Origin of the sequence: Opitutus sp. ER46, assembly GCF_003054705.1 — a bacterium.
Classification (GTDB): domain Bacteria; phylum Verrucomicrobiota; class Verrucomicrobiia; order Opitutales; family Opitutaceae; genus ER46.
Map to the genome: position 1 here is coordinate 499,893 of NZ_QAYX01000025.1, position 19,272 is coordinate 519,164.

Annotated in this window: 11 protein-coding genes; 9 read left to right on the top strand and 2 right to left on the bottom strand. The window is 66.5% G+C overall.

Going from position 1 to position 19,272, the window contains the following annotated elements:
* Nucleotides 1–92: 92 nt before the first annotated feature.
* Nucleotides 93–2,309 (top strand): TonB-dependent receptor plug domain-containing protein, encoded by a 2,217-nt coding sequence (locus tag DB354_RS20375; protein ID WP_107837480.1) that lies wholly within the window; start codon nt 93–95, stop codon nt 2,307–2,309.
* An 84-nt stretch (nt 2,310–2,393) separates the two neighbouring features.
* Nucleotides 2,394–3,812 (top strand): polysaccharide lyase 6 family protein, encoded by a 1,419-nt coding sequence (locus tag DB354_RS20380; protein WP_107837481.1) that lies wholly within the window; start codon nt 2,394–2,396, stop codon nt 3,810–3,812.
* Nucleotides 3,813–3,918: 106 nt separating this feature from the next.
* Here DB354_RS20380 and DB354_RS20385 read toward each other — a convergent pair whose 3' ends face one another.
* Nucleotides 3,919–4,863 carry a hypothetical protein gene (locus DB354_RS20385; protein ID WP_199226899.1) on the bottom strand — a complete coding sequence of 315 codons (945 nt, stop codon included), beginning with the start codon at nt 4,861–4,863 and terminating at the stop codon, nt 3,919–3,921.
* Between the two features lie 603 nt (nt 4,864–5,466).
* Between DB354_RS20385 and DB354_RS20390 the strand changes: the two genes are divergently transcribed.
* From DB354_RS20390 to DB354_RS20400, 3 genes are all read left to right on the top strand, one after another.
* Complete coding sequence (locus tag DB354_RS20390) at nt 5,467–6,855, top strand: alpha-amylase family glycosyl hydrolase (RefSeq protein ID WP_107837482.1); 1,389 nt, start codon at nt 5,467–5,469, stop codon at nt 6,853–6,855.
* Between the two features lie 184 nt (nt 6,856–7,039).
* Nucleotides 7,040–8,023, top strand: coding sequence for an AraC family transcriptional regulator (locus DB354_RS20395; protein WP_107837483.1), 984 nt, complete (start codon nt 7,040–7,042; stop codon nt 8,021–8,023).
* Between the two features lie 176 nt (nt 8,024–8,199).
* Nucleotides 8,200–8,559 carry an energy transducer TonB gene (locus tag DB354_RS20400; RefSeq protein WP_107837484.1) on the top strand — a complete coding sequence of 120 codons (360 nt, stop codon included), beginning with the start codon at nt 8,200–8,202 and terminating at the stop codon, nt 8,557–8,559.
* 30 nt (nt 8,560–8,589) lie between these two features.
* On the opposite strand, the gene DB354_RS20405 is transcribed toward DB354_RS20400, so the two are convergent.
* Nucleotides 8,590–10,278, bottom strand: a complete 1,689-nt coding sequence (locus DB354_RS20405; RefSeq protein WP_107837485.1) for an alpha-amylase family glycosyl hydrolase — start codon at nt 10,276–10,278, stop codon at nt 8,590–8,592.
* Nucleotides 10,279–10,620: 342 nt separating this feature from the next.
* On the opposite strand from DB354_RS20405, the gene DB354_RS20410 reads away from it, so the two are divergent.
* The 4 genes from DB354_RS20410 (at nt 10,621) to DB354_RS20425 (ending at nt 19,247) form a co-directional block, all read left to right on the top strand.
* A complete protein-coding gene (locus DB354_RS20410; RefSeq protein ID WP_233256711.1) occupies nt 10,621–13,416 on the top strand; it encodes a TonB-dependent receptor in 2,796 nt (931 codons plus the stop codon).
* A gap of 80 nt (nt 13,417–13,496) precedes the next feature.
* Nucleotides 13,497–15,977: a TIM-barrel domain-containing protein gene (locus DB354_RS20415; protein ID WP_107837486.1), complete on the top strand. Its 2,481-nt coding sequence runs from the start codon at nt 13,497–13,499 to the stop codon at nt 15,975–15,977.
* A gap of 16 nt (nt 15,978–15,993) precedes the next feature.
* Nucleotides 15,994–17,562, top strand: coding sequence for a 4-alpha-glucanotransferase (gene malQ / locus DB354_RS20420; RefSeq protein ID WP_107837487.1), 1,569 nt, complete (start codon nt 15,994–15,996; stop codon nt 17,560–17,562).
* 347 nt (nt 17,563–17,909) lie between these two features.
* On the top strand, nt 17,910–19,247 hold the full coding sequence (locus tag DB354_RS20425) for an MFS transporter (protein ID WP_107837488.1): 1,338 nt from the start codon (nt 17,910–17,912) through the stop codon (nt 19,245–19,247).
* Nucleotides 19,248–19,272: the final 25 nt, after the last annotated feature.

Below are 19,272 nucleotides of genomic sequence, written 5' to 3' on the forward strand. Positions count from 1 at the left end.
GAGGATACCGGCGTGCCCCGGCGGTCGGTAGACTGGGGAGTGCTCCCTGCCCTCGTGGCGCGCCTGCGCCGGTGGGCGTCCCCTTTGACCCCATGAACACCAAGTACCGTACGTACCTCCTCCTGGCGGGCTGTGCCGCGGCCCTGACCACCGCGCGCGCCCAGGGTTCACCGCCCAACGACGAGCCAGTGACGCTTTCGCCGTTCACCGTATCCGGCGCATCGGACAAGGGCTACATCGCGTCGGAATCGATGACCGGCACGCGCGTGGCGACGCAGATCAAGGACCTGCCGTTCAGCGTGAACGTGCTGACGAGCGAGTTCTTCGAGGACTTCGCGCTGTTCGAGCTCAACGAGAACGTCGCCTACATCAGCTCGTTCACGATGCTGGACCAGGGCGGGGCGTACAACCTGCGGGGGTTCAACCAGACCTTTCAATTGCGCGACGGCTTCTTTCGGCTCGGGCGATACGGCTCGAGCAACATTGACCGCATCGAGGTGATCAAGGGTCCGAATGCGTCGATCTACGGCCAGTCGTCGCCGGGCGGCCTGATCAACATGATCTCGAAGCGGCCCAAGAAGCGCACGGCGCAGAAAGTCTCGGTGAGCGCGGGCAGCTATGACACGAACCGTGAGGTGCTCGAGTCGACCGGGCCGCTGGGCTCGGGCGGACGGACGTTCTACGTGAGCACGCTCGGCTTCTACGAGCGCGGCTATGAGACCGAGATGGCGCAGCTGCGGAACAAGGAGTTCTTCACGGGCGTGCAGCACTTCTTCCGGGACGAAAGCAGCCTGCTGCTGCAGGTGGAGTACGTCTTGCGCGAGCAGCATTCACCGCCCGCCGGCGCACCGGAAATCTACGACTCGGTGACGAAGCAATACACCGGCATCGCGCGGAACCTGGGCACGCTGCAGGAACTTGGGCCGAACAGTGAGCTGAACCGCGGCATGTTCTCGGCGACCGGCGTTTATGAGAAAACCTTCAACCCCGTCTGGAGCCTGCGCGTGGGCGCGAACTACTTCCGCGCGCGGCGCTGGGACTTCAACCAGAACACGGTGGCAAACCAGCTGACGCTGCCCGCGATGACGATGACGCGCGCGGCGGCGCCGACGAAGACGGTGACGCGCGAGGAGGGCGGCGGGCTGCAGAGCGACCTGCTGGCGCACTACTGGATGGCGAACCACCGGGTCGAGAACCGCGATCTGCTGACGTTCGATTTCAACGACTACTACGCGCACAATCCGCAGTGGGCGGTGGCGGGCACCGATCTCGCGAAATGGACCCCGATCCGCACCTTCAAGGTCGGCGATTCGATCCCGTTCTACCTGCTGCCGTTCGACTACGCACAGGCCCGCTACAACCGGAACAACAAGAACCGTACCACGATTTTCGGTGGGCTGTTCCGGCACCAGTCGGCGTTCCTCGACGGGCGCGTGCTCTTCTACACCGGCGTACGTTTCGACTACGTGCGCTTCAGCCTGCGCGATCTCGTAAAGGGCGCGAACGCGCGGTTTCTCTCGCGGGCGTGGTCACCGAACGTGGGCGTCAACGTGAAGGCGACGCGGAACCTCGCAGTGTACGCGAATCGCAGCAATGGCTTTACGCCAAACGCGCAGCAGGCGACGGCGTCGAACATCCTGCCGAACGAGACGTCCTACGGCTACGACTACGGCCTGAAGGGTTCGTACCTCGACGACCGGCTCAACTTCACGGTTGGTGGATTCTACGTCGTCCGCCGCAACGTCGCGGTGACCGAACTCGATGAGCTGGGCCTGCCTCACACCGTCGCTGACGGCAGTCATCTCGTCCGCGGGTTTGAGGTGGACCTCAACTGGCGGATCACCGAGCCGCTGAGCGTGGGTGGCAGCTGGGGGCACATCGATTCACGCATCACCGATTTCGGCTACCAGTACATGTCGGTGGGGCGTTCACCCGCGAAGATCTCGCCGGACAACTTTGGCGTGTATGCCAAATACAACTTCCTGCGCGGGCCGTTGACCGGGCTGTCGAGCAATCTCGGCGTCACCTACGTGGCGGCGACGCCGCTCGAGGGGCCGGCGGCAGGCGACACGTATGTGAATGGCGTGTACACCGGCACGAACAACCAGTGGCAGCTGAAGACCTGGGCGTACGCGACGGTGAACCTGGGCGTGCACTACGCGTTTCCGCCGGGACGCGGGAAGTTTCGGCACCGGGTCGGGCTGAACGTGAACAACCTCCTCGACAAGGAGTACATCACGCCGACGAACGTGGCACGCGTGGTGGGCGATCGCCGGTCGTTCTACCTGCAATACACCCTGTCCCACTGACGAAAGTGGGTCGCCTTCGCCGGATGCGCCGTGCCAGTGTCGGCGGCGCACCCTGAGCCGGCTGAATTCCCCGCCCCCCCGCCCATGAAATGGTCCTCCCGATTCCTCATCCCCGTGGCGTTGGCGCTGCTGCTTGCCGTCGCAGCGGGCGCGGCGGAGTACGCCGCGGGCACGACGGCGGAGCTGGCGGCGCTGCAGCGCCGGCTGGCGCCCGGCGACGTGGTCGTGCTCGCGAATGGCACCTGGCAGAACCAGGCGCTGGTGTTGCGCGGGCAGGGGACGGAGAAGGCCCCGATCACGTTTCGGGCGGCGCGCCCGGGCGGCGTGGTGCTGACAGGTACTTCGACGCTGACGATCGACGGCCGCTGGCTGGTGGTGAGCGGGTTCTTCGTGCGCGGCGGGAGCGGCCCGGCGGCGGGCATCACGCTGCGCGGCGAGCACAACCGGCTCACGGAGACCGCGATGATCGGCGGCACGTACAAGCACTTCGTGCGGGTGTTCGGGGTGAGAAACCGGATCGATCACTGCCAGTTCGAGGGCAAGACGAGCGGCGAGCCGACGCTGCAGGTGGAGTCCGAGCCAACCGGGCCGAACGAGCACCGGATTGACCACAATTACTTCGGTCCGCGGCCGCCGCTGGGGGCGAATGGCGGGGAGACGATCCGGGTCGGCTACAGCGGGCAGTCGATGAACGTGTCGCGAACGCTGGTGGAGGAGAACCTGTTCGAGGCGTGCGACGGCGAGATCGAGATCATCTCCAGCAAGTCGTGCGAGAATGTGTACCGGGCGAACACGTTTCGGCGCTGCGCCGGCATGCTGACGCTGCGGCATGGCAACCGCTGCGTGGTGGACGGCAATTTCTTCCTCGGCGAAGGCAAGAAGCACTCGGGCGGCGTGCGGATCATTGGCGAGGGGCACGTCGTCGTGAACAACTATGTCGAGGCGGTGGACCGCGGCGGGTTCTGGATCACCGCGGGCGTGCCGAATTCGCCGCTGAACCGGTACTTCGTGGCGAAGGATTGCATCGTGGCGTTCAACACCGTGGTGGACAGCGCCGGGCCGTATCTCGACCTGGCGAACGGGCTCGGCGAAGGCGGGCGCACCCTCAAACCGGAGCGGATCACGGTGGCGAACAACCTCTTCGTGCTGGGACGCGGCGCGCAGCTCACGGTGGGGCAGGCGGGTGCGGATTGGCGCTGGGAGGGAAATCTGGTCGCGCCGGAGCGCGGGACGGAGCACATGGGGCCGGCGATTGCGGCGGGCGTGCGTGGCGTCGCTGACGCCGGCCTCGTGCGAGGGAGCGATGGGCTGTTGCGACTGCGGGCCGGCAGCGTCGCGATCGACGCGGCGGTCGGGGTGGCGGGGGCGGTGACGACGGATTTCGACGGTCAGTCCCGAGGGGAGAAGAAGGACGTCGGCGCTGACGAGTTCTCGAACGCGCCGGTCACGCAGCGGCCGCTGACGCGTGCGGACGTGGGGACGGCGTGGAAAGCCGAAGGCTGAAGGAACGAAGGCTGAATGCTGAACGCTGAAAACTGAACGGAGGCGGGTTCGTGCCTCTCGCGACACCGCCTACAGCCTAAAGCCTACCGCCTACAGCCTTCCGCCTTCAGCTTTCAGCCTTCGTTCCTTCAGCTTTTGCTTTCTTGCGGAGGCGGAGGGCGGTGGGGTTGCCCTTCTTGGCGGGGAGACGGACGGCGTGGCGGATCAGCCATTTGCGTTCGGCGGTGGCGCCTTCAATCCAGCGCTCACAGAGGGCGAACGCGACTTTCGGGTGATCCTTGAGGATGTCACCGAGGTGGTTGGCGACGCTGCGGCGGACGTAGAGGTCGGGATCGTCCTTGAGCGCCTCGAGGATGGGGAGCGTGGGCGTCGGATCCTTCACGAACGCGGTGAGCTGCTGACCCCACGGAAGACGCGGACGACTGCCTTCCGAGCACAGGCGGCGGACGTGCGCATCGGGGTCTTGGGTCCACGCGAGCAGTTGCTCGACCGTGCGTTCCGGCCAGCGGATCAGGAAGGGGCGGATGGCGAACTCGGCGGTGAAGCGGCGGGTGAGTTCGTAGAGCGCGTGCAGCGAAATCTCGAACGGGTCCTCGCCGTCGTTGTGGGCCGGATCTAGTCCGTATTCGGCGACAAAGCACGTATGTGGCGCGTAAAAGAAACCGCTGTGGCCCTCTTGCGTGACCTCGCTCAGCGGGGGCGTGAGGGAGCGGAGCAGGACGGCGACGGCGTCGCGGTAGCGCGGCGGCAGATGGCGGCGCAGCACGCGGGCGACGTGCGGACCGCGCTCCATGATCGAGAGCGGCTCCAGGCCGGCGAGCGCATCGGCCTGGAAGGCGGGGCCGTCAAAGCCGGGGTAGGCAAGCGTCAGGTTGTGGGCGAGGCACTCGATGGCGGGTTCCGCCAGCATGGCCTTGAGCGAGACGCCCTTCTCCATGCCGCTGGTGAGCTTCGGCAGGCGGAGGAGCTTGGGGTCGACGGGCGCGGAGGACGCGCTGGCGCGGACGGTGGTAGCGGGGCGGGTGCGACGGGCGGGGCGGGCGGAAGGCATGGAAGGCGGAAAGCTGAAGGCCGAGGCTGAGAGATGCGTTGCAGGTTGGAAAGTCGCAGGTTGCAGGTCGGGGCGACGGAGAGTCGCGGGGCCGGGCTGGGACATCGTAGGCGCCGCTGCTTGGGCTTTTCCGCCTGCACCGTTCCAACCTGTGACGTGCCGCCTGGCAACGTTCCAAACCGCAGATTTTCCCTCCCGCGGGCTCGGGCATCACGATGCGGAGGGGACGAGGGCTGCAATTATATCGATATGTCGTTCGGGAAGTTACGGGATAATGTCCAGATACTCCGGAATAATGTCCAGATACTCGCCGGATGGTCGGCATGCGGTGCGGCTACCCGCGCGTGCGCTTTTCGTGAGGCGGGATGGGAGCGTGGTTCGTACGCCTCCGGCGTCGACAACTTGGAGCCGGTGACCCTGCAACTCGCCTAGTCCTTCCGCGACGGTTCGGTGGCTTCGACGGCGGAGTCAGCCGCCGCCGGGGCTAAGATTTGTCCGGGCCATTTCGGATTGTTCTGGGTTTTTGGGGCGGCAGGCGGGGCGGAACTCGTTAACCATTGGCGCATGAGTCGAGTTACCCCCTCCCCAAGTCTGGATCGCGCCATGCGCCGGTTTTCCCTGGCCTGGCGTCTGGGTGCAGCCCTCCTGGTCGGCCTTACGTGCGCGGCGCTCGGTGTGTCGGCGGCGGAAAAGCCGCAGCCGTGTCCGGAGCAGACCGCGATCGGCATGCCGGACTGGGTGCGGCACGCGGTCGTGTACGAGGTGAACATCCGCCAGTACTCGGAGGCGGGCACGTTGGCGGCGGTGACGGCCGACCTGCCGCGGATCCGGGGGCTGGGCGTGGATGTTCTCTGGCTGATGCCGATCCACCCGATCGGGGAGCAGAACCGGAAAGGGCCGCTCGGGAGCTACTACTCGATCCGAGACTATCTGGCCGTGAACCCGGAGTTCGGCACGAAGGAAGATTTCCGCCAGCTCGTGACGGCGGCGCACGCGCAGGGCCTGCGGGTGATCCTGGACTGGGTGGGGAACCACACCTCGTGGGACAACCCGATGGCGAAGGAGCATCCCGAGTACTATGTGCGCGACGCGAAGGGAGTCTTCCAGCCGCCGACGGGCTTTGATTGGACGGACGTGATCCAGCTCGATTTCGCGAACCCTGCGGTGCTCGAGGCGCAGTACGCGCAGATGGCGTATTGGGTGAAGGAATTCGGCGTGAACGGATATCGCTGCGACTTCGCGACGGGCGTGCCGACTTCGTATTGGGATGCGCTCTTCGCGAAGCTCCGCCAGTTGCGACCGGACCTGTTCCTGCTATCGGAATCCGAGCTGCCGCAGCACCAGCTGAAGGCGTTCAACGTCAACTATGCTTTTTCGATGGCGGAGACCTTTGACGCCGTGGCGCAAGGGCGGGCGGGAGTCTCCCATCTCGACGACAATCTCGCGGCGATGCGGGCGACGTTCCCGGCGGGGGCGGCGCGGCTGTACTACACCAGCAATCACGACCGCAACAGTTGGGACGGGACGGAGTTCGAGCGGCTCGGTGGCGGCGCGGCGCCGCTGGCGGTGCTGACGTACGTCATCGATGGCGTGCCGCTGATCTACAACGGGCAGGAGATCGGCCTCGATCGCCGGCTGCAGTTCTTTGAGCGCGACCCGATCGTGTGGCGCTCGCATCCGCTGACCGGCTTTTATCGCACGTTGAACCAGCTCAAGCGCACGCACCCGGCGCTCGCGACCGGTGCGGCGATGCGGCGCATCGCGACCACCCGCAACGATGCGCTCTACGCGCTGGTGCGCGAGGCGCAGGGACAGCGGGTCGTCGCGTTGCTCAACCTCACCGCCCGCGACGTGAACGACGTGACCGCCTATGATCCCGCGTTGGCGGGAAATTGGCAGGATGTGTTTACCAGCGAGAAGGTGACGTTCAAGGCGACGACGCCGCTGGCGCTGAAAGCGTGGCAGTTTCGCGTGCTGGTATCCCAGCCCTGACCCGCAGGGCGATGGTCCCGACCGGCCGTGGAACCGGGCAACCGGCGCGCGGTCGGTCACTTGCACCTTACGCGTAACCTGCGGCCGGTTTTCGGTTGTATCGGCGGGGCACAACGCCAAGTTCCCCGCCATTCCCCTCCCCAGCGTCTGACCGTTTGATAATCCGGAAGAGCCGACGTCCCACATGAACGCCGTTTTCGATGCCCGGGCCTTGAGCCACCAGGATCGCGCCGAGATGCGCCAGATCTTCGAACTGTGGATCAAACAGGTGGAGCATGGCCACCTGCGGCTGCGGATTCCGCACGAGGCGCGGCCGGTGCACGACCTCAAGGGAATGCACTATCATTACCGGCCGGAGATTTTCCTGCAGATCCACGGGCAGACGAATTTTCGGTTTCCACGGGAGCAGTTTGAGGTCGGGCCCGGCGAGATGTGCGTGGTGCCGGCCGGCGTGCCGCACGGCGAGACGGTGCAGCGCGAGACGGCGCATCCGTTCCGCAATCTGGTCGTGGGCTTCTACAACAACACGATCAGCCTGCATTTCGCGCACGAGGCGTCGCCCGGGCGGCCGGACATCCAGGCGATCGAGTTCTTCGACGCGCCCAATCTCGACGTCTTTCTCACGCTGACCAACAGCCTGGTCCACGCTCACGTCATGCAGGCGCCGGCGCGGGCGGCGGTCGTCAAGGGGCTGCTCCTCGCGCTGCTCGGGCTCTTCCGCAACATCGTCGAGACCGGCGCGGGGAGCCTGAACAGCGACATCGGGAAGGTTTTCCAGGCGAAGTGCTTTGTCCGGGAGCAGTTCTCCAACGCGAACCTGCGCGTGCAGGACATCGCGGCGAACCTTGGGTGCTCGGCCGACTACCTGTCGCACCTGTTCCACACCGAGACGAAGGAACGGCTCACGCACTACATTCAGCGTATCCGGATTGAGGGTGCGATCCTCGCGCTCGAGACCACGGGCCTGAACATCTCCGAGATCGCCTACGCCAGCGGCTTCGCGGATCCGGCGTATTTCGCGCGCGTGTTCAAGCAGCACAAGGGCGTGTCGCCGCAGGAATTTCGGACGCAGCTCGATGCGCAGCGCAACCGGCGCGAGTCGCAGCCGAAGACCGTGTACGAGGACCGGCTCGACTTCACCCACGGCCAGCCCTGTTCGGCGCGCTGAGGGTTGGCGCGGTCTCGCGGCGGCCGGAGACGCGACCGGGCGGCGCGAAGGTATGACACGTGGCGCCCGCGGGCCCTGTAACTTTTCGCGGCGGGGCGGGTATTGAGGGCATGACCACAACGTCACGGCCCATCGGGGGCGGGGCGTTGGGTTGAAACCATCAATCCCTGCCCACCATGTCCAAATCCTCCCTGTCCGTTCTCTTCGCCGCCAGCCTGCTGGCGGCCTGCACCGCGTCCGCCCAGTCGCTCACCGCGACCACTTCGGCCAACAAGCCGCCGGCGCCGGTGTCCGTCGTCAACCCGACCGGCCTGCCGCCTTGGGCGCAGGACATGGTGCTCGAAATCTACGTGACGATCGACGAGCAGGGCGTGCCGCACGACATCAGCTTCAAAGGCTGGGTGCCGGACAATCTGCAGGCGCAGCTCCTGCCCGTCTTCGCCAAGTGGCGGTTCTCCCCGAAAATCGAAAACGGCCAGCCCGTGGCCGGCCGCTTCCTGCTGCCGATCCGGTTGATCACCGCAGAGGCGAGCTGAGCTTTCGCCCTACGCGTGCGGCGGCGGCCCTCAAGGCGCCCGCCAGCGCACGACGTACAGCGTGAGCGGCGCGAGCTCCGCGAGCGGAGCGTACTGGGCGAATCCGCCCTGGGCGTTTGTTTGCACCGCGGCGACCGCTGCGCCCTGCAGCAGCTCCGTGGCGGTCCAGCCGACCTGGATACAAGAGACGACGGCGGACAACTGCGGGCCAGGCCGGGGGCGCGCCGTGAAGTTGGCGATGACGAGGACGACCTCCGCCGGCGTTTGCCGGAGCGTGGCGTACACGGAACGATCGTTCCCAGTCACGGCGACCGGCTGGCCGTGGCGCAGCGCGGGCGAATTTGCGTTGAGCCGGACAAGTCGCCGGTAAAGCGCGAGCATCGAGTGCGGATCGGCCTCCTGGGTCGCCACGTTCTCGGTGGCGATGGCGGCCGTGAGCGGGTGCCACGGTGCGACCCCGGCGGGTGTGAAGCCCGCATGGGGCGACTCGGGCGTCCACGGCATCGGCGTGCGCAACTCCGGATCCGGCTTGGCGCCACGGAGCCCAAGTTCCTCGCCGTAATAGACGAAGGGCACGCCCGGAAGGGTGAACAGCACGGCGGTGGCGAGGCGGGTGCGGGCGAGGTCGCCGCCGAGTTGGGTAATCGCGCGCTCCTGGTCGTGGTTGGTGAGGATCGTGGCCCAGGGCGCGTCGTTGCCGTAGAGTTGGCCGAGCTGGGTGAGCGCCTGCTGCAGGATGCCGGGCGTTTCCAGCCGCACGGCCTGGATCGTGGCCTTGGCCAGGTCGAACTCGAAGGCGCTGTCGAGGGAACCACCGCGGAGGTTGCGGGTGACCTCGCGCATGTCCGCGGTGTTCTCGCCGATGACGAACGCGTCCGGTTTTACCTGGTGGCAGTAGGCGGTGAACTCACGCAGCCATTGCCGCGTCTCCTCGGTGTCCTGCAGGGCGTCGCCGGTCTCGCAAAAGTAGCGCACGGCGTCGAGCCGGAGGCCGTCTACGCCCACGTCCCGCAGCCAGAAGGCGGCGGCGCGCCGATGGTGGGCGGTGACGGCGGGATGGCGGAAGTTCCAGTCGGGCATGTCTGGCGAAAAGACGGCGTAGTAGAAATCCCGGCCGGCCGGATACCACACCCACTGTCCCCAGGGGCCGGCGAGCTGCTCGGGCAGCGGCGCGAAGCGGAACAGCTCCCGTGCCTTCTGGCCGCCGGGGAGCGTGCCATCGGCCAGCGCGGCGACGAACCAGGGGTGGGCGGACGAACTGTGGTTGAGGACGAAGTCGATGATGACCCGGATGCCGCGGCGGTGGGCCTCGGCGACAAAGCGCTTCATGAGGGCGATGTCACCATATTGTGGATTCACGGCGAAGTAGTCGGTTACGTCGTAGCCGTGATAGCTGGGCGATGGGTGGATCGGCATGAGCCAGACGGCATTCACGCCCAGGGAGGTGCCGGCGGCGCCACGGCCGTCGTTGAGATGATCGAGGCGCTCGATCGCGCCCTGCAGATCCCCGATGCCGTCGCCGGCGAGCGGGCCCGTGCGGGCGTCGGCAAAGGAGCGGACGAAGATCTCGTAGAAGGTGGCCTCGCGCCACCAGCCGACCGGGGGATCATCCGGCGCCGGGGTTGCACTCAGGGAGGACAAACCGGAGACCAGACCGGCTCCGGCGCAGGCGAGGAGGGCGCGGAACGAGGCGCGCCAAGGGGAACGCAGCGAACGCATATCGGGAGGGGGAGTGGGGAGAGCGTGCACGAGCGAGGACCCGGGTCAAAGGCCGGCAGGAAGACAAATCATAGGCAGGCTGGAATATTCTTGGGTGCCTGATGCGAGGCGACGGCGCGAAGGGGCGCGCCAGCCGGCTGGGCTGGGGCGGCATCCAAGATTTTTCCTACCCATCTCAGTTTTCTGTGCCGAAACCGCATGGCGGGGCGCGGGCCGTTGCCGCACGGTTTGATACTGCCGCGACCCCTGATGCGGCGGTTTTCCAACCAACCAACCAGCCAAGCGCCCGGCTACCCCCGGGCTGTCGTCAGTACCTCCGGAATGGAGAGATTCGCACCCCCCATGCAAAACCGCACAAGCAAAGCAAACGTACGTCGGCGCCTTCTGCAGGGCGCCGCGCTGGCCATGCTGCTGACGCAGTCGGCCATTACGGCCGCAGGGCAGACCGCCCCGGCCGCCACCCCCACAAACGATCCTGCGGCGCCGGCGAAGGAGGCCCCTGCCGCTGAACCCATTGTCAAACTTGACGAGTACCGCGTGACCGCGGGCTTCGCCAGCAGTCTCACGGTGGCGGCGACGGCCAAGGCCGAAGCGCCCACCATCACGGAAGTCGTCATCGCCGAGGATATCGGCAAGCTTCCCGACATCAGCATCGCGGATTCGCTGGCCCGGTTGCCCGGCTTGGCGACCCAGCGGCTCAATGGCCGCAGCGAAGTGATCAACATCCGCGGCCTGCCCGGTGATTTCAGCACGGCCCTGTTCAATGGCCGCGAGCAGGTCAGCAGCGGCAGCAATCGCTCGGTCGAGTTCGACCAGTACCCCGCGGAGTTGCTGAGCGGCGCCGTGGTGTACAAGACGGCCGATGCCTCGCTGATCGGCCAGGGCCTTTCCGGCACGGTCGACATGCGCACGGTGCGCCCGCTCTCGCAGGGCAAGCGCACCATCGCGTTCAACGCCCTGTACGAGCGCACGCAGTTCGAGCCGCTCGTCGCGGGCACGGAACGCGACGGCAAGCGCGCGTCGATCTCCTACATCGACCAGTTCATGGACGGTAAGCTCGGCGTCGCCGTCGGGTTTGCCCACGCCGATGACCCGGGCCAGGGCAAGCAGTGGAATGCCTGGGGCTATCCCAACGTCGACGCGTCCGTCGCCACGGGTGCGCCTTACGTGCTGGGCGGCGCGAAGCCGTTCGTGCGTTCGAGCCAGATGAAGCGCAACGGCTTCATGGGCGTCGTGGAGTTCAAGCCCAACAGTTTCTTCCACACGACGTTCGATCTGTTCCGCTCGAAGTTTAAGGAGGACCAGTCGCTCAAGGGCATCGAGATCCCGCTGCAGTGGAGCTCCGCGACGCTGCAACCCGGCTTCACCGTTGACCGTGGCGTCATCACCAAGGCGACCTACGGCAATGTCTTCGGGGTGGCGCGCAACGACGGCGTGTTCCGCAACAACGACATCTGGGCGCTTGGCTGGAACCTCAAGTTCGGCGACGGCACCGGCTGGACCACGGTCGCGGACCTGAGCTACTCCCGCATCTATCGCAAGGACATCGTGCTCGAGACCTATTCGGGCTACGGCGCCAACCAGGCCGGCACGGCGGATCGCCTCACCTACCAGCTGCAAGGCAGCACCGGCGCGATCTTCACGCCGACGCTCGACTATACCAATGCCACGCTGATGAAGCTCTCGAGCCCGCAAGGCTGGGGTGGCGACGTGGTGTCCGGTGGCCAAGTCGGCTATCTGAAGTACATCCCGACGACCGACTCGCTCGCGGCCGCGAAGATCTCCACGAAGCACGATCTGAACTTCATCTTCAGCAGCTTTGAGGTCGGCGCGCACGTGAACCGCCGCACGAAGTCGGAGATCGAGGACGGCTACTATCTCGCGTTGCCGAATGGTGCGGCCACGGCTCCGTTGCCGACGCTGACCGGCATCACCGACCTCAGCTTCATCGGCATCAAGGGCCTCGCTTCCTATGACCCGATCCAGGCCCTCAGCAGCGGCACGTACCGCGCGATCAAGAATCCGAATGCGGACGTGATTTCCGCGGCCTGGAACGTGAAAGAGGAAATCTCGCTGGCGTTCCTGCAGTTGAATATCAACCGGAAGCTCGGCTCGCTGCCGCTGACCGGCAACCTCGGCGGCCAAGTCGTCAACACCGACCAGAGCTCGACCGGCCTATCGGCGATTCCGATCAACGGCGCGACCCGTACGGTGCCGACCACGGGCGGCAAGAAGTACACCAACTTCCTCCCGAGCCTGAACCTGACGCTGAAGGTCACGCCGAAGACCCAGGTGCGCATGAGCCTCGCCCGGCAGCTCGCCCGCCAGCGCATGGCGGACATGGCGGCCGGCATGAACGTCGGTTACAACGCGGCCCTCGCGAACTCCACGGACCCGTACAACAGCGCGTTCAGCGCCTCGGGCGGCAACCCCGAGCTGCGGCCCTGGGAGTCGAACTCCTTCGACCTCTCGCTCGAGCACTACTTCCACGACAACAAGGGCTACGTCGCGCTGGCCGGCTTCTACAAGGACCTGCGCACGTACACCTACTCGCAGAAGACGATCGCCGACTTCTCCGGCTATCCGACGACCGGCGGCACGCCGGCGACCTTCCTTGGCGCGGTGAACCGTCCGGCGAACGGCCAGGGTGGCTCGATCAAAGGCCTCGAGACCTCGGTGCAGCTGCCGAGCGAACTGCTGCTGCCCGCGGTGCGCGGCTTCGGTGTCGTCCTTGGCGGCGCCTACACCGAGAGCGCGATCGCGCCCTATGGCCCGGGCTCGCAGAACACCCCGATCCCGGGCTTCTCCCGCAAGGTCGGCACCGCGACGCTCTACTATGAGCGCAACGGCTTCTCGGCCCGCGTGAGCACGCGGTATCGCTCCAAGTTCCGCGCCAACATCTACACGTTCGGCCCCCGCGGGGACAACTTCCAGACCGTCATGGCGCAGAAGTTGATCGACGCGCAGGTGAGCTACGCCTTCCAGAAGGGCTCGTTGAAGGGGCTCACGTTCGTCATCCAGGCCTACAACCTGAACAACGAACCTGAGGTCACGTATCAGAACGAGGACTCGCGCCTGGTGACGAACTACCAGAAGTACGGCGCTTGGTACTCGGCCGGCGTCTCGTACAAGTTCTGAGTCAACGCCCGGTTTCCCGCGCATTGAGGTGCGGCCGGCCGGCAGACCGCCGCCGGCCGCATCCTTAACCTCGGTTTTCCATGCTCCTCCCTCGTCCCTCCCTTTTTCGCGCCCTCGTGATCGCCGTCACGGCGACGGCGGCGTCCTGGCTCCAGGCGGTCGATCTCAGCGCCCTGCGTCCGATTGGCGACGTGCAGACGGTGGCGCGGCAGGAACGTGGGCTTACGCTGACGTGCGCCGATGGGGCGACCGTGCAGCTGTTGGTGCTGGCGCCGGATCTGGTGCGCGTGCGCACGCGGTTCGCGGGGCAGCCGGCGGGGCCGGACCACTCCTGGGCGATCGCCCGGACGGACTGGCCGGTGGTGCCGTGGCAGGTGCGGGAGACGCCGGAGAGTGTCACGCTGACGACGGCGGAGCTGGTGGTGGAGGTGCGGCGGTCGCCGCTGCTGGTGACGTTCCGCGATCCGGCGGGGCGCACGATCAATGCCGACGAGCGGCCGATGGGGCGCGACGCGGCGACGGGCCGGGTGGGCGCGGCGAAGCGCCTGGGGCTCGATGAGCATTTCTACGGGCTGGGGGAAAAGGCCGCGCGGCTCGACCGCCGGCGCAGTGAATTTGTCATGTGGAATTCGGATACGCCGGGCTACGTCGAGGGCACGGATCCGATCTACCAGAGCATTCCCTTCTATGTCGGGCTGGAGGACGGCCGGGCGTACGGGCTCTTCTACGACAACTCGCACCGCACGGTCTTTGACCTGGGGCGGACGACGCAGGAGTACGCCGGCTTCGCGGCGGACGGCGGGGAGATCGACTACTACTTTTTCCAGGGACCGGGGCTGAAAAAGATCCTCGGCCGCTACACGGAGCTGACGGGCCGGATGCCGCTGCCGCCACGGTGGGCGCTGGGCCACCAGCAGAGCCGCTACAGCTATTACCCGGCGGCGATGGTCGAGGAGATCGTTGCCCAGTACCGCCGCCGGGACCTCCCGTTGGACGTCGTGTACCTGGACATCCACTACATGGACGGCTACCGCGTGTTCACCTGGGATCCAAAGCGTTTTCCGGATCCGGCGGGGATGTCAGCGCGGCTGGCGAAGCAGGGCGTGAAGGTCGTCACAATCGTGGATCCCGGCGTGAAGTATCAGCCCGAGGGGGGATACGCGGTGTTCGACGAAGGCATGGCGAAGGACTTTTTCCTGCGGCGGACCGATGGCCGCCCCTACATTGGCGAAGTCTGGCCGGGGAAGGCGGTGTTCGTGGACTACACCCGCGAGGACGCGCGCCGCTGGTGGGGCGACCTCCATCGCAAGCTGCTCGACGGCGGGGTGGCGGGCATCTGGACGGACATGAACGAGCCCTCGGATTTCCTGGACAAGACCGGCGAGACGCAGCGCGACGTGGTCTTCGACGACCGCGGGGCGCGGACGCTTTACGGCAAGAACCGAAACACCTTTGCGCTGAACATGGCGCGGGCGACGTACGAAGGCCTGCAGCGGCTGCGGCCGAACGATCGACCCTTCGTCATCACGCGCGCGGGCTATGCCGGCGTGCAGCGGTACTCGACGGTGTGGACGGGGGACAACAACGCGACGTTTGAGTCGCTCGCGCTGAACATTCCGATGTTCGCGTCGCTTGGGCTGTCGGGGCAGGCCTTCGTCGGGTCGGACGTCCCGGGCTTCATCGGCCGCGGTGATGGCGAACTGCTGGCGCGGAGCTATCAACTAGCCTCGCTGGTGCCGCTGTGCCGGAACCATGGGGCGATCGACAATTACGACCACGAGCCGTGGCGGTACGGGGCGCCGTACGAGGCGATCGTGCGCGAGTACCTGAAGCTGCGGTATCGGCTGATGCCCTACCTATACACCACGCTCGAGGAGGCGCACCGGACGGGAGTGCCGTGGTTCCGGCCGCTCCTGCTCGAGTTCCAGGACGATCCCTCGACGCTGAACCTGGACGACAGCTTCATGGTCGGCCCGGCGCTGCTGGCGGCGCCCGTGGTGCGGGCGGGCGAGCGGGCGAAGGATGTCTACCTGCCGCGCGGCCGCTGGTACGATTTCTGGACGGGCGAGAGCGTTGAAGGCGGCGAACTTCGCCGATGCGACGCGCCGCTGAGCCGGATGCCGCTGTTCGTGCGCGGCGGTTCGGTGCTGGTGACCACGGAACCGATGGCGTATGTCGCGGAGAAGCCCTGGGACCCGGTGCGGTTCGAGATCTACCCGGATGCCGCGGGGGCGGCCGCGGGCTCACTTTACGAGGACGACGGCCAGACGCCGGCATACCTGCAGGGCGCGTGGCGGCGGACGGCGGTGAGCTGCGTCCGTTCCGGCGCGGAGTTGCGCGTGAGACTAGCGGCGCCGGAAGGTCCCTTCGTGCCCGCGCCGAGGAAATTTGAAGTCGTGGTGCGCAACGCGGGTCCGGCCAACACCGTCATACTGGACGGCCAGACGCTGCCCGCGACGACCACGGAAGACCTGCCGAACCGGTGGAAGCACGACGCAGCCGGCGTAGTGACGGTGATCTTGCCCGACGACTCGCGCCCCCACGAAATCGTCATTCGTTAGCAACCCAACCCCTTTCATGTCCGCATCCTCGACGACCTGGCTTGATACCCGCAGTGCGGGAGTGCTGGCGCACATTTCTTCGCTGCCGGGGAGGTATGGCATCGGCAACCTGGGCCCGGGCGCCCGTGCCTTCATGGACCTGCTGGCCGACGCGGGCGTGCGGTACTGGCAGATCTGTCCGATCGGGCCGACGGGCTTCGGCGATTCGCCGTACCAGCTCTTTTCCGGTCGGGCGGGCAACCCATACTTCATCGACCTGGCGGAGCTGGTGGAGGACGGCCTGTTGAAGGAATCGGAGCTGGCGCCCCTGAGCGCGCTGCCGGCGGAGCGGGTGGATTACGGCCGGCTATACGAGAATTTCTGGCTGGTGCTCGGCCGCGCGTACGATCGCTTCGCCGATCGGGCAGGGGATGAACTGCCAGGGCTGGGGTCGTTTGCCGAGTTTCGGCGGCAGAACCAGGACTGGCTGGAGCCGTTTGCCGATTTCATGGCGCTGAAGTCGCACTTCGGCGGGTACCCCTGGACGTATTGGCCGGCCGAGTACCGGACCTGGCGGCCGTCGATGCGCGCGGTGCTGCCGGGGGCGACGCGGCGGGAGGCGGACCGGCAGGCGTTTTACCAGTACGTCTTCTTTGGCCAGTGGCAGCGGCTGCGGACGTATGCGCGGGAAAAAGGCGTGGGGATCATCGGTGACGTGCCGATCTTCGTTGCGCTCGACAGCGCCGACACGTGGCAGAACCGGGCGGTATTCCGCCTCGATCCGGCGGGCCAGCCGGTGGTGGTGGCGGGTGTGCCGCCGGACTACTTCTCGGCGACGGGCCAGCTTTGGGGCAACCCGCTGTACGATTGGGATTACCTGGCGCAGACCGGGTACGCCTGGTGGATCGATCGGCTCCGCGCGGCGTTCTCGTTGTACGACATCATCCGGCTGGATCACTTCCGCGGCTTCGACACGTACTGGGAAATCCCGGCGACAGCCTCGGATGCGCGCGGCGGCGTGTGGCGGAAGGGACCGGGGCAGGCGTTTTTCACGGCGGTGAAGCAGGCGTTGCCCGAGGCGCGGATCATCGCGGAGGACCTGGGCTACATTGGGCCGGACGTGGTGGCGCTGCGTCAGGCGGCGGGGCTGCCCGGGATGAAGATCCTGCAGTTCGCGTACGGGCACGATGCGCACAACGTGAACCTGCCGCACTATTTCCGGCCGGGCAGCGTCGCGTACATCGGCACGCACGACAACAACACGGCCCGGGGCTGGCTGGAGGCGGTGCCGCCGGAGCTGGCGCAACAGATCGACACGTATTTTCAGCTGCATGGCGAGCGATCCGCGTGGCCGATGATCCGGGTGCTGCTCTCGACGGTGTCGCGGCTGGCGGTGGTGACGATGCAGGACCTGCTCGACCTGCCGGCGGCGGCGACGCTGAACCGGCCGGGGACCTGCGAAGGCAACTGGCAGTGGCGTTTCACGATGGTGCAGTTGAATGAACTCCGGCGCGATCGGCTGCCGACGCTGCGCGACTGGATCGGCACGTACGACCGCGCGGGCGACCACGCGATCGTCGAGTACAGCGAGCCCATGGCGCGCTGAGGCGCGCCATGGAATAGAGAATGCAGAATGGCTCAAGCGGAGCGCTGAAGGCAGGCGACGGTGAATGCAGGAGGCTGAAAATGATGGGTAACCACGAATGGACACGAAGGTACACGAATGGGATGACTCTCCCCGAGTTGGCTCGGCGTGGGATGCTGGTTTTCGCTGTCTTCCTTCGCTGCGACCCCTGACTTCCGACATGCGACATCTGACCTCCGGCTTCCGTCCTCCGGCTTTTGGCCTCTGACCTCTGACATCTGACCTCTGGTTTCTGGCCTCCGGCCTCTGGCTTCCGGCTTCTGAAACAATACCCCATGCGCAAGCTCTCGTTACCAGCTATCTGGAACATGAATTTCGGCTTTCTGGGCATCCAGTTCGGCTGGGGGCTGCAGATGGCCAACATGAGTCCGATCTACAAGTACCTCGGCGCGGCCGATGAGCAGATCGCGAAGCTCTGGCTGGCGGCGCCGCTGACGGGGTTGCTGGTGCAGCCGATCGTCGGGGCGATGAGCGATCGCACCTGGGGATGGCTGGGGCGGCGGCGGCCGTATTTCCTGATTGGCGCGATATTGAGCACGATCGCGCTGCTCCTGATGCCCAACGCCGGGTCGCTGGCGGAGTGGCTGATCCCGCACCTGCCGAAGTTCTACATGGCGGCGGGGCTGCTCTGGGTGCTCGACGCGAGCATTAACATCTCGATGGAGCCGTTCCGCGCGTTTGTGGCAGACAAGCTGCCCGAGGAGCAGCGGGGCACCGGCTTCGCGATGCAGAGCTTCTTCATTGGGGTCGGCGCGGTGGTGGCGGGATTGCTGCCGTGGATGCTGCGCAACTGGTTCGGCGTGAGCCCGGCGGCCGACGGCGCGAACGCACTCCCGTTGAACGTGAAAATCTCGTTCTACGTGGGCGCGGCGGCGTTCCTGACGGCGGTGCTCTGGACGGTGATTTCAACGAAAGAGGAGCCGCCGGCGGACATGGAGGCGTTCCGGCGGAAGAAGTCGGAGACGAAGGGAATCGGACCGCTGGTGCGGGAGATCGGCAGCGCGCTGGCGGAGATGCCGACGACGATGCGGCGCCTCGCGGTGGTGCAGTTCTTCACCTGGATGGGGCTGTTCTGCATGTGGCTGCATTTTTCGAACGCGGTGCCGGTGATCTTTGGCAGCGGCGATCCGAGCTCGGATCTGTTCAAGCGCGGCGCGGAGTGGGCGGGGGTGTGTTATGCGACAAAGGACGCCGTGACTTTCCTGGCGGCGTTCGTGCTGATGGCGGCGGCGCGGAAGCTGGATCGGCGATGGCTGCATGCCGTGTGCCTCGTGCTCGGCGCGGTTGGACTGCTGGCGGTGGGCTTCATCCACGGCGAGGAGCAACGCTTCCTGCTGCTGGGCGCGCTGGCGCTGGGCGGCATTGCGTGGGCGTCGATTCTGTCGATGCCGTATGCGATCCTGTCGGGTGCGCTGCCGCCGGAGCGGATGGGCGTGTACATGGGCATCTTCAATTTCTTCATCGTGCTGCCCGAGATCCTGGCGGCGTTGTTCTTCGGCGGGATCGTGAAGCACGTCCTCCATGGGAACCTCGTTTGGGCCGTGATGGCCGGCGGCGGCTTCATGCTCCTGGCCGCGGCGGCGCTGGCCTTTGTGCCGGCCGAGCCGCGCGCGGAGCCCGCGCAAGGCGCAGGCGTTGCTGGTTGAAGGTGCGAAGGTTGCAGGTTGGTCC

What these genes read in the sequence shown, in the direction of transcription:
- DB354_RS20375 (WP_107837480.1), top strand. Translation starts at nt 93, where the DNA reads ATGAACACCAAGTACCGTACGTACCTCCTCCTGGCGGGCTGTGCCGCG.
- DB354_RS20380 (WP_107837481.1), top strand. Translation starts at nt 2,394, where the DNA reads ATGAAATGGTCCTCCCGATTCCTCATCCCCGTGGCGTTGGCGCTGCTG.
- DB354_RS20385 (WP_199226899.1), bottom strand. Translation starts at nt 4,863, where the DNA reads ATGCCTTCCGCCCGCCCCGCCCGTCGCACCCGCCCCGCTACCACCGTC.
- DB354_RS20390 (WP_107837482.1), top strand. Translation starts at nt 5,467, where the DNA reads ATGCGCCGGTTTTCCCTGGCCTGGCGTCTGGGTGCAGCCCTCCTGGTC.
- DB354_RS20395 (WP_107837483.1), top strand. Translation starts at nt 7,040, where the DNA reads ATGAACGCCGTTTTCGATGCCCGGGCCTTGAGCCACCAGGATCGCGCC.
- DB354_RS20400 (WP_107837484.1), top strand. Translation starts at nt 8,200, where the DNA reads ATGTCCAAATCCTCCCTGTCCGTTCTCTTCGCCGCCAGCCTGCTGGCG.
- DB354_RS20405 (WP_107837485.1), bottom strand. Translation starts at nt 10,278, where the DNA reads ATGCGTTCGCTGCGTTCCCCTTGGCGCGCCTCGTTCCGCGCCCTCCTC.
- DB354_RS20410 (WP_233256711.1), top strand. Translation starts at nt 10,621, where the DNA reads ATGCAAAACCGCACAAGCAAAGCAAACGTACGTCGGCGCCTTCTGCAG.
- DB354_RS20415 (WP_107837486.1), top strand. Translation starts at nt 13,497, where the DNA reads ATGCTCCTCCCTCGTCCCTCCCTTTTTCGCGCCCTCGTGATCGCCGTC.
- malQ (WP_107837487.1), top strand. Translation starts at nt 15,994, where the DNA reads ATGTCCGCATCCTCGACGACCTGGCTTGATACCCGCAGTGCGGGAGTG.
- DB354_RS20425 (WP_107837488.1), top strand. Translation starts at nt 17,910, where the DNA reads ATGAATTTCGGCTTTCTGGGCATCCAGTTCGGCTGGGGGCTGCAGATG.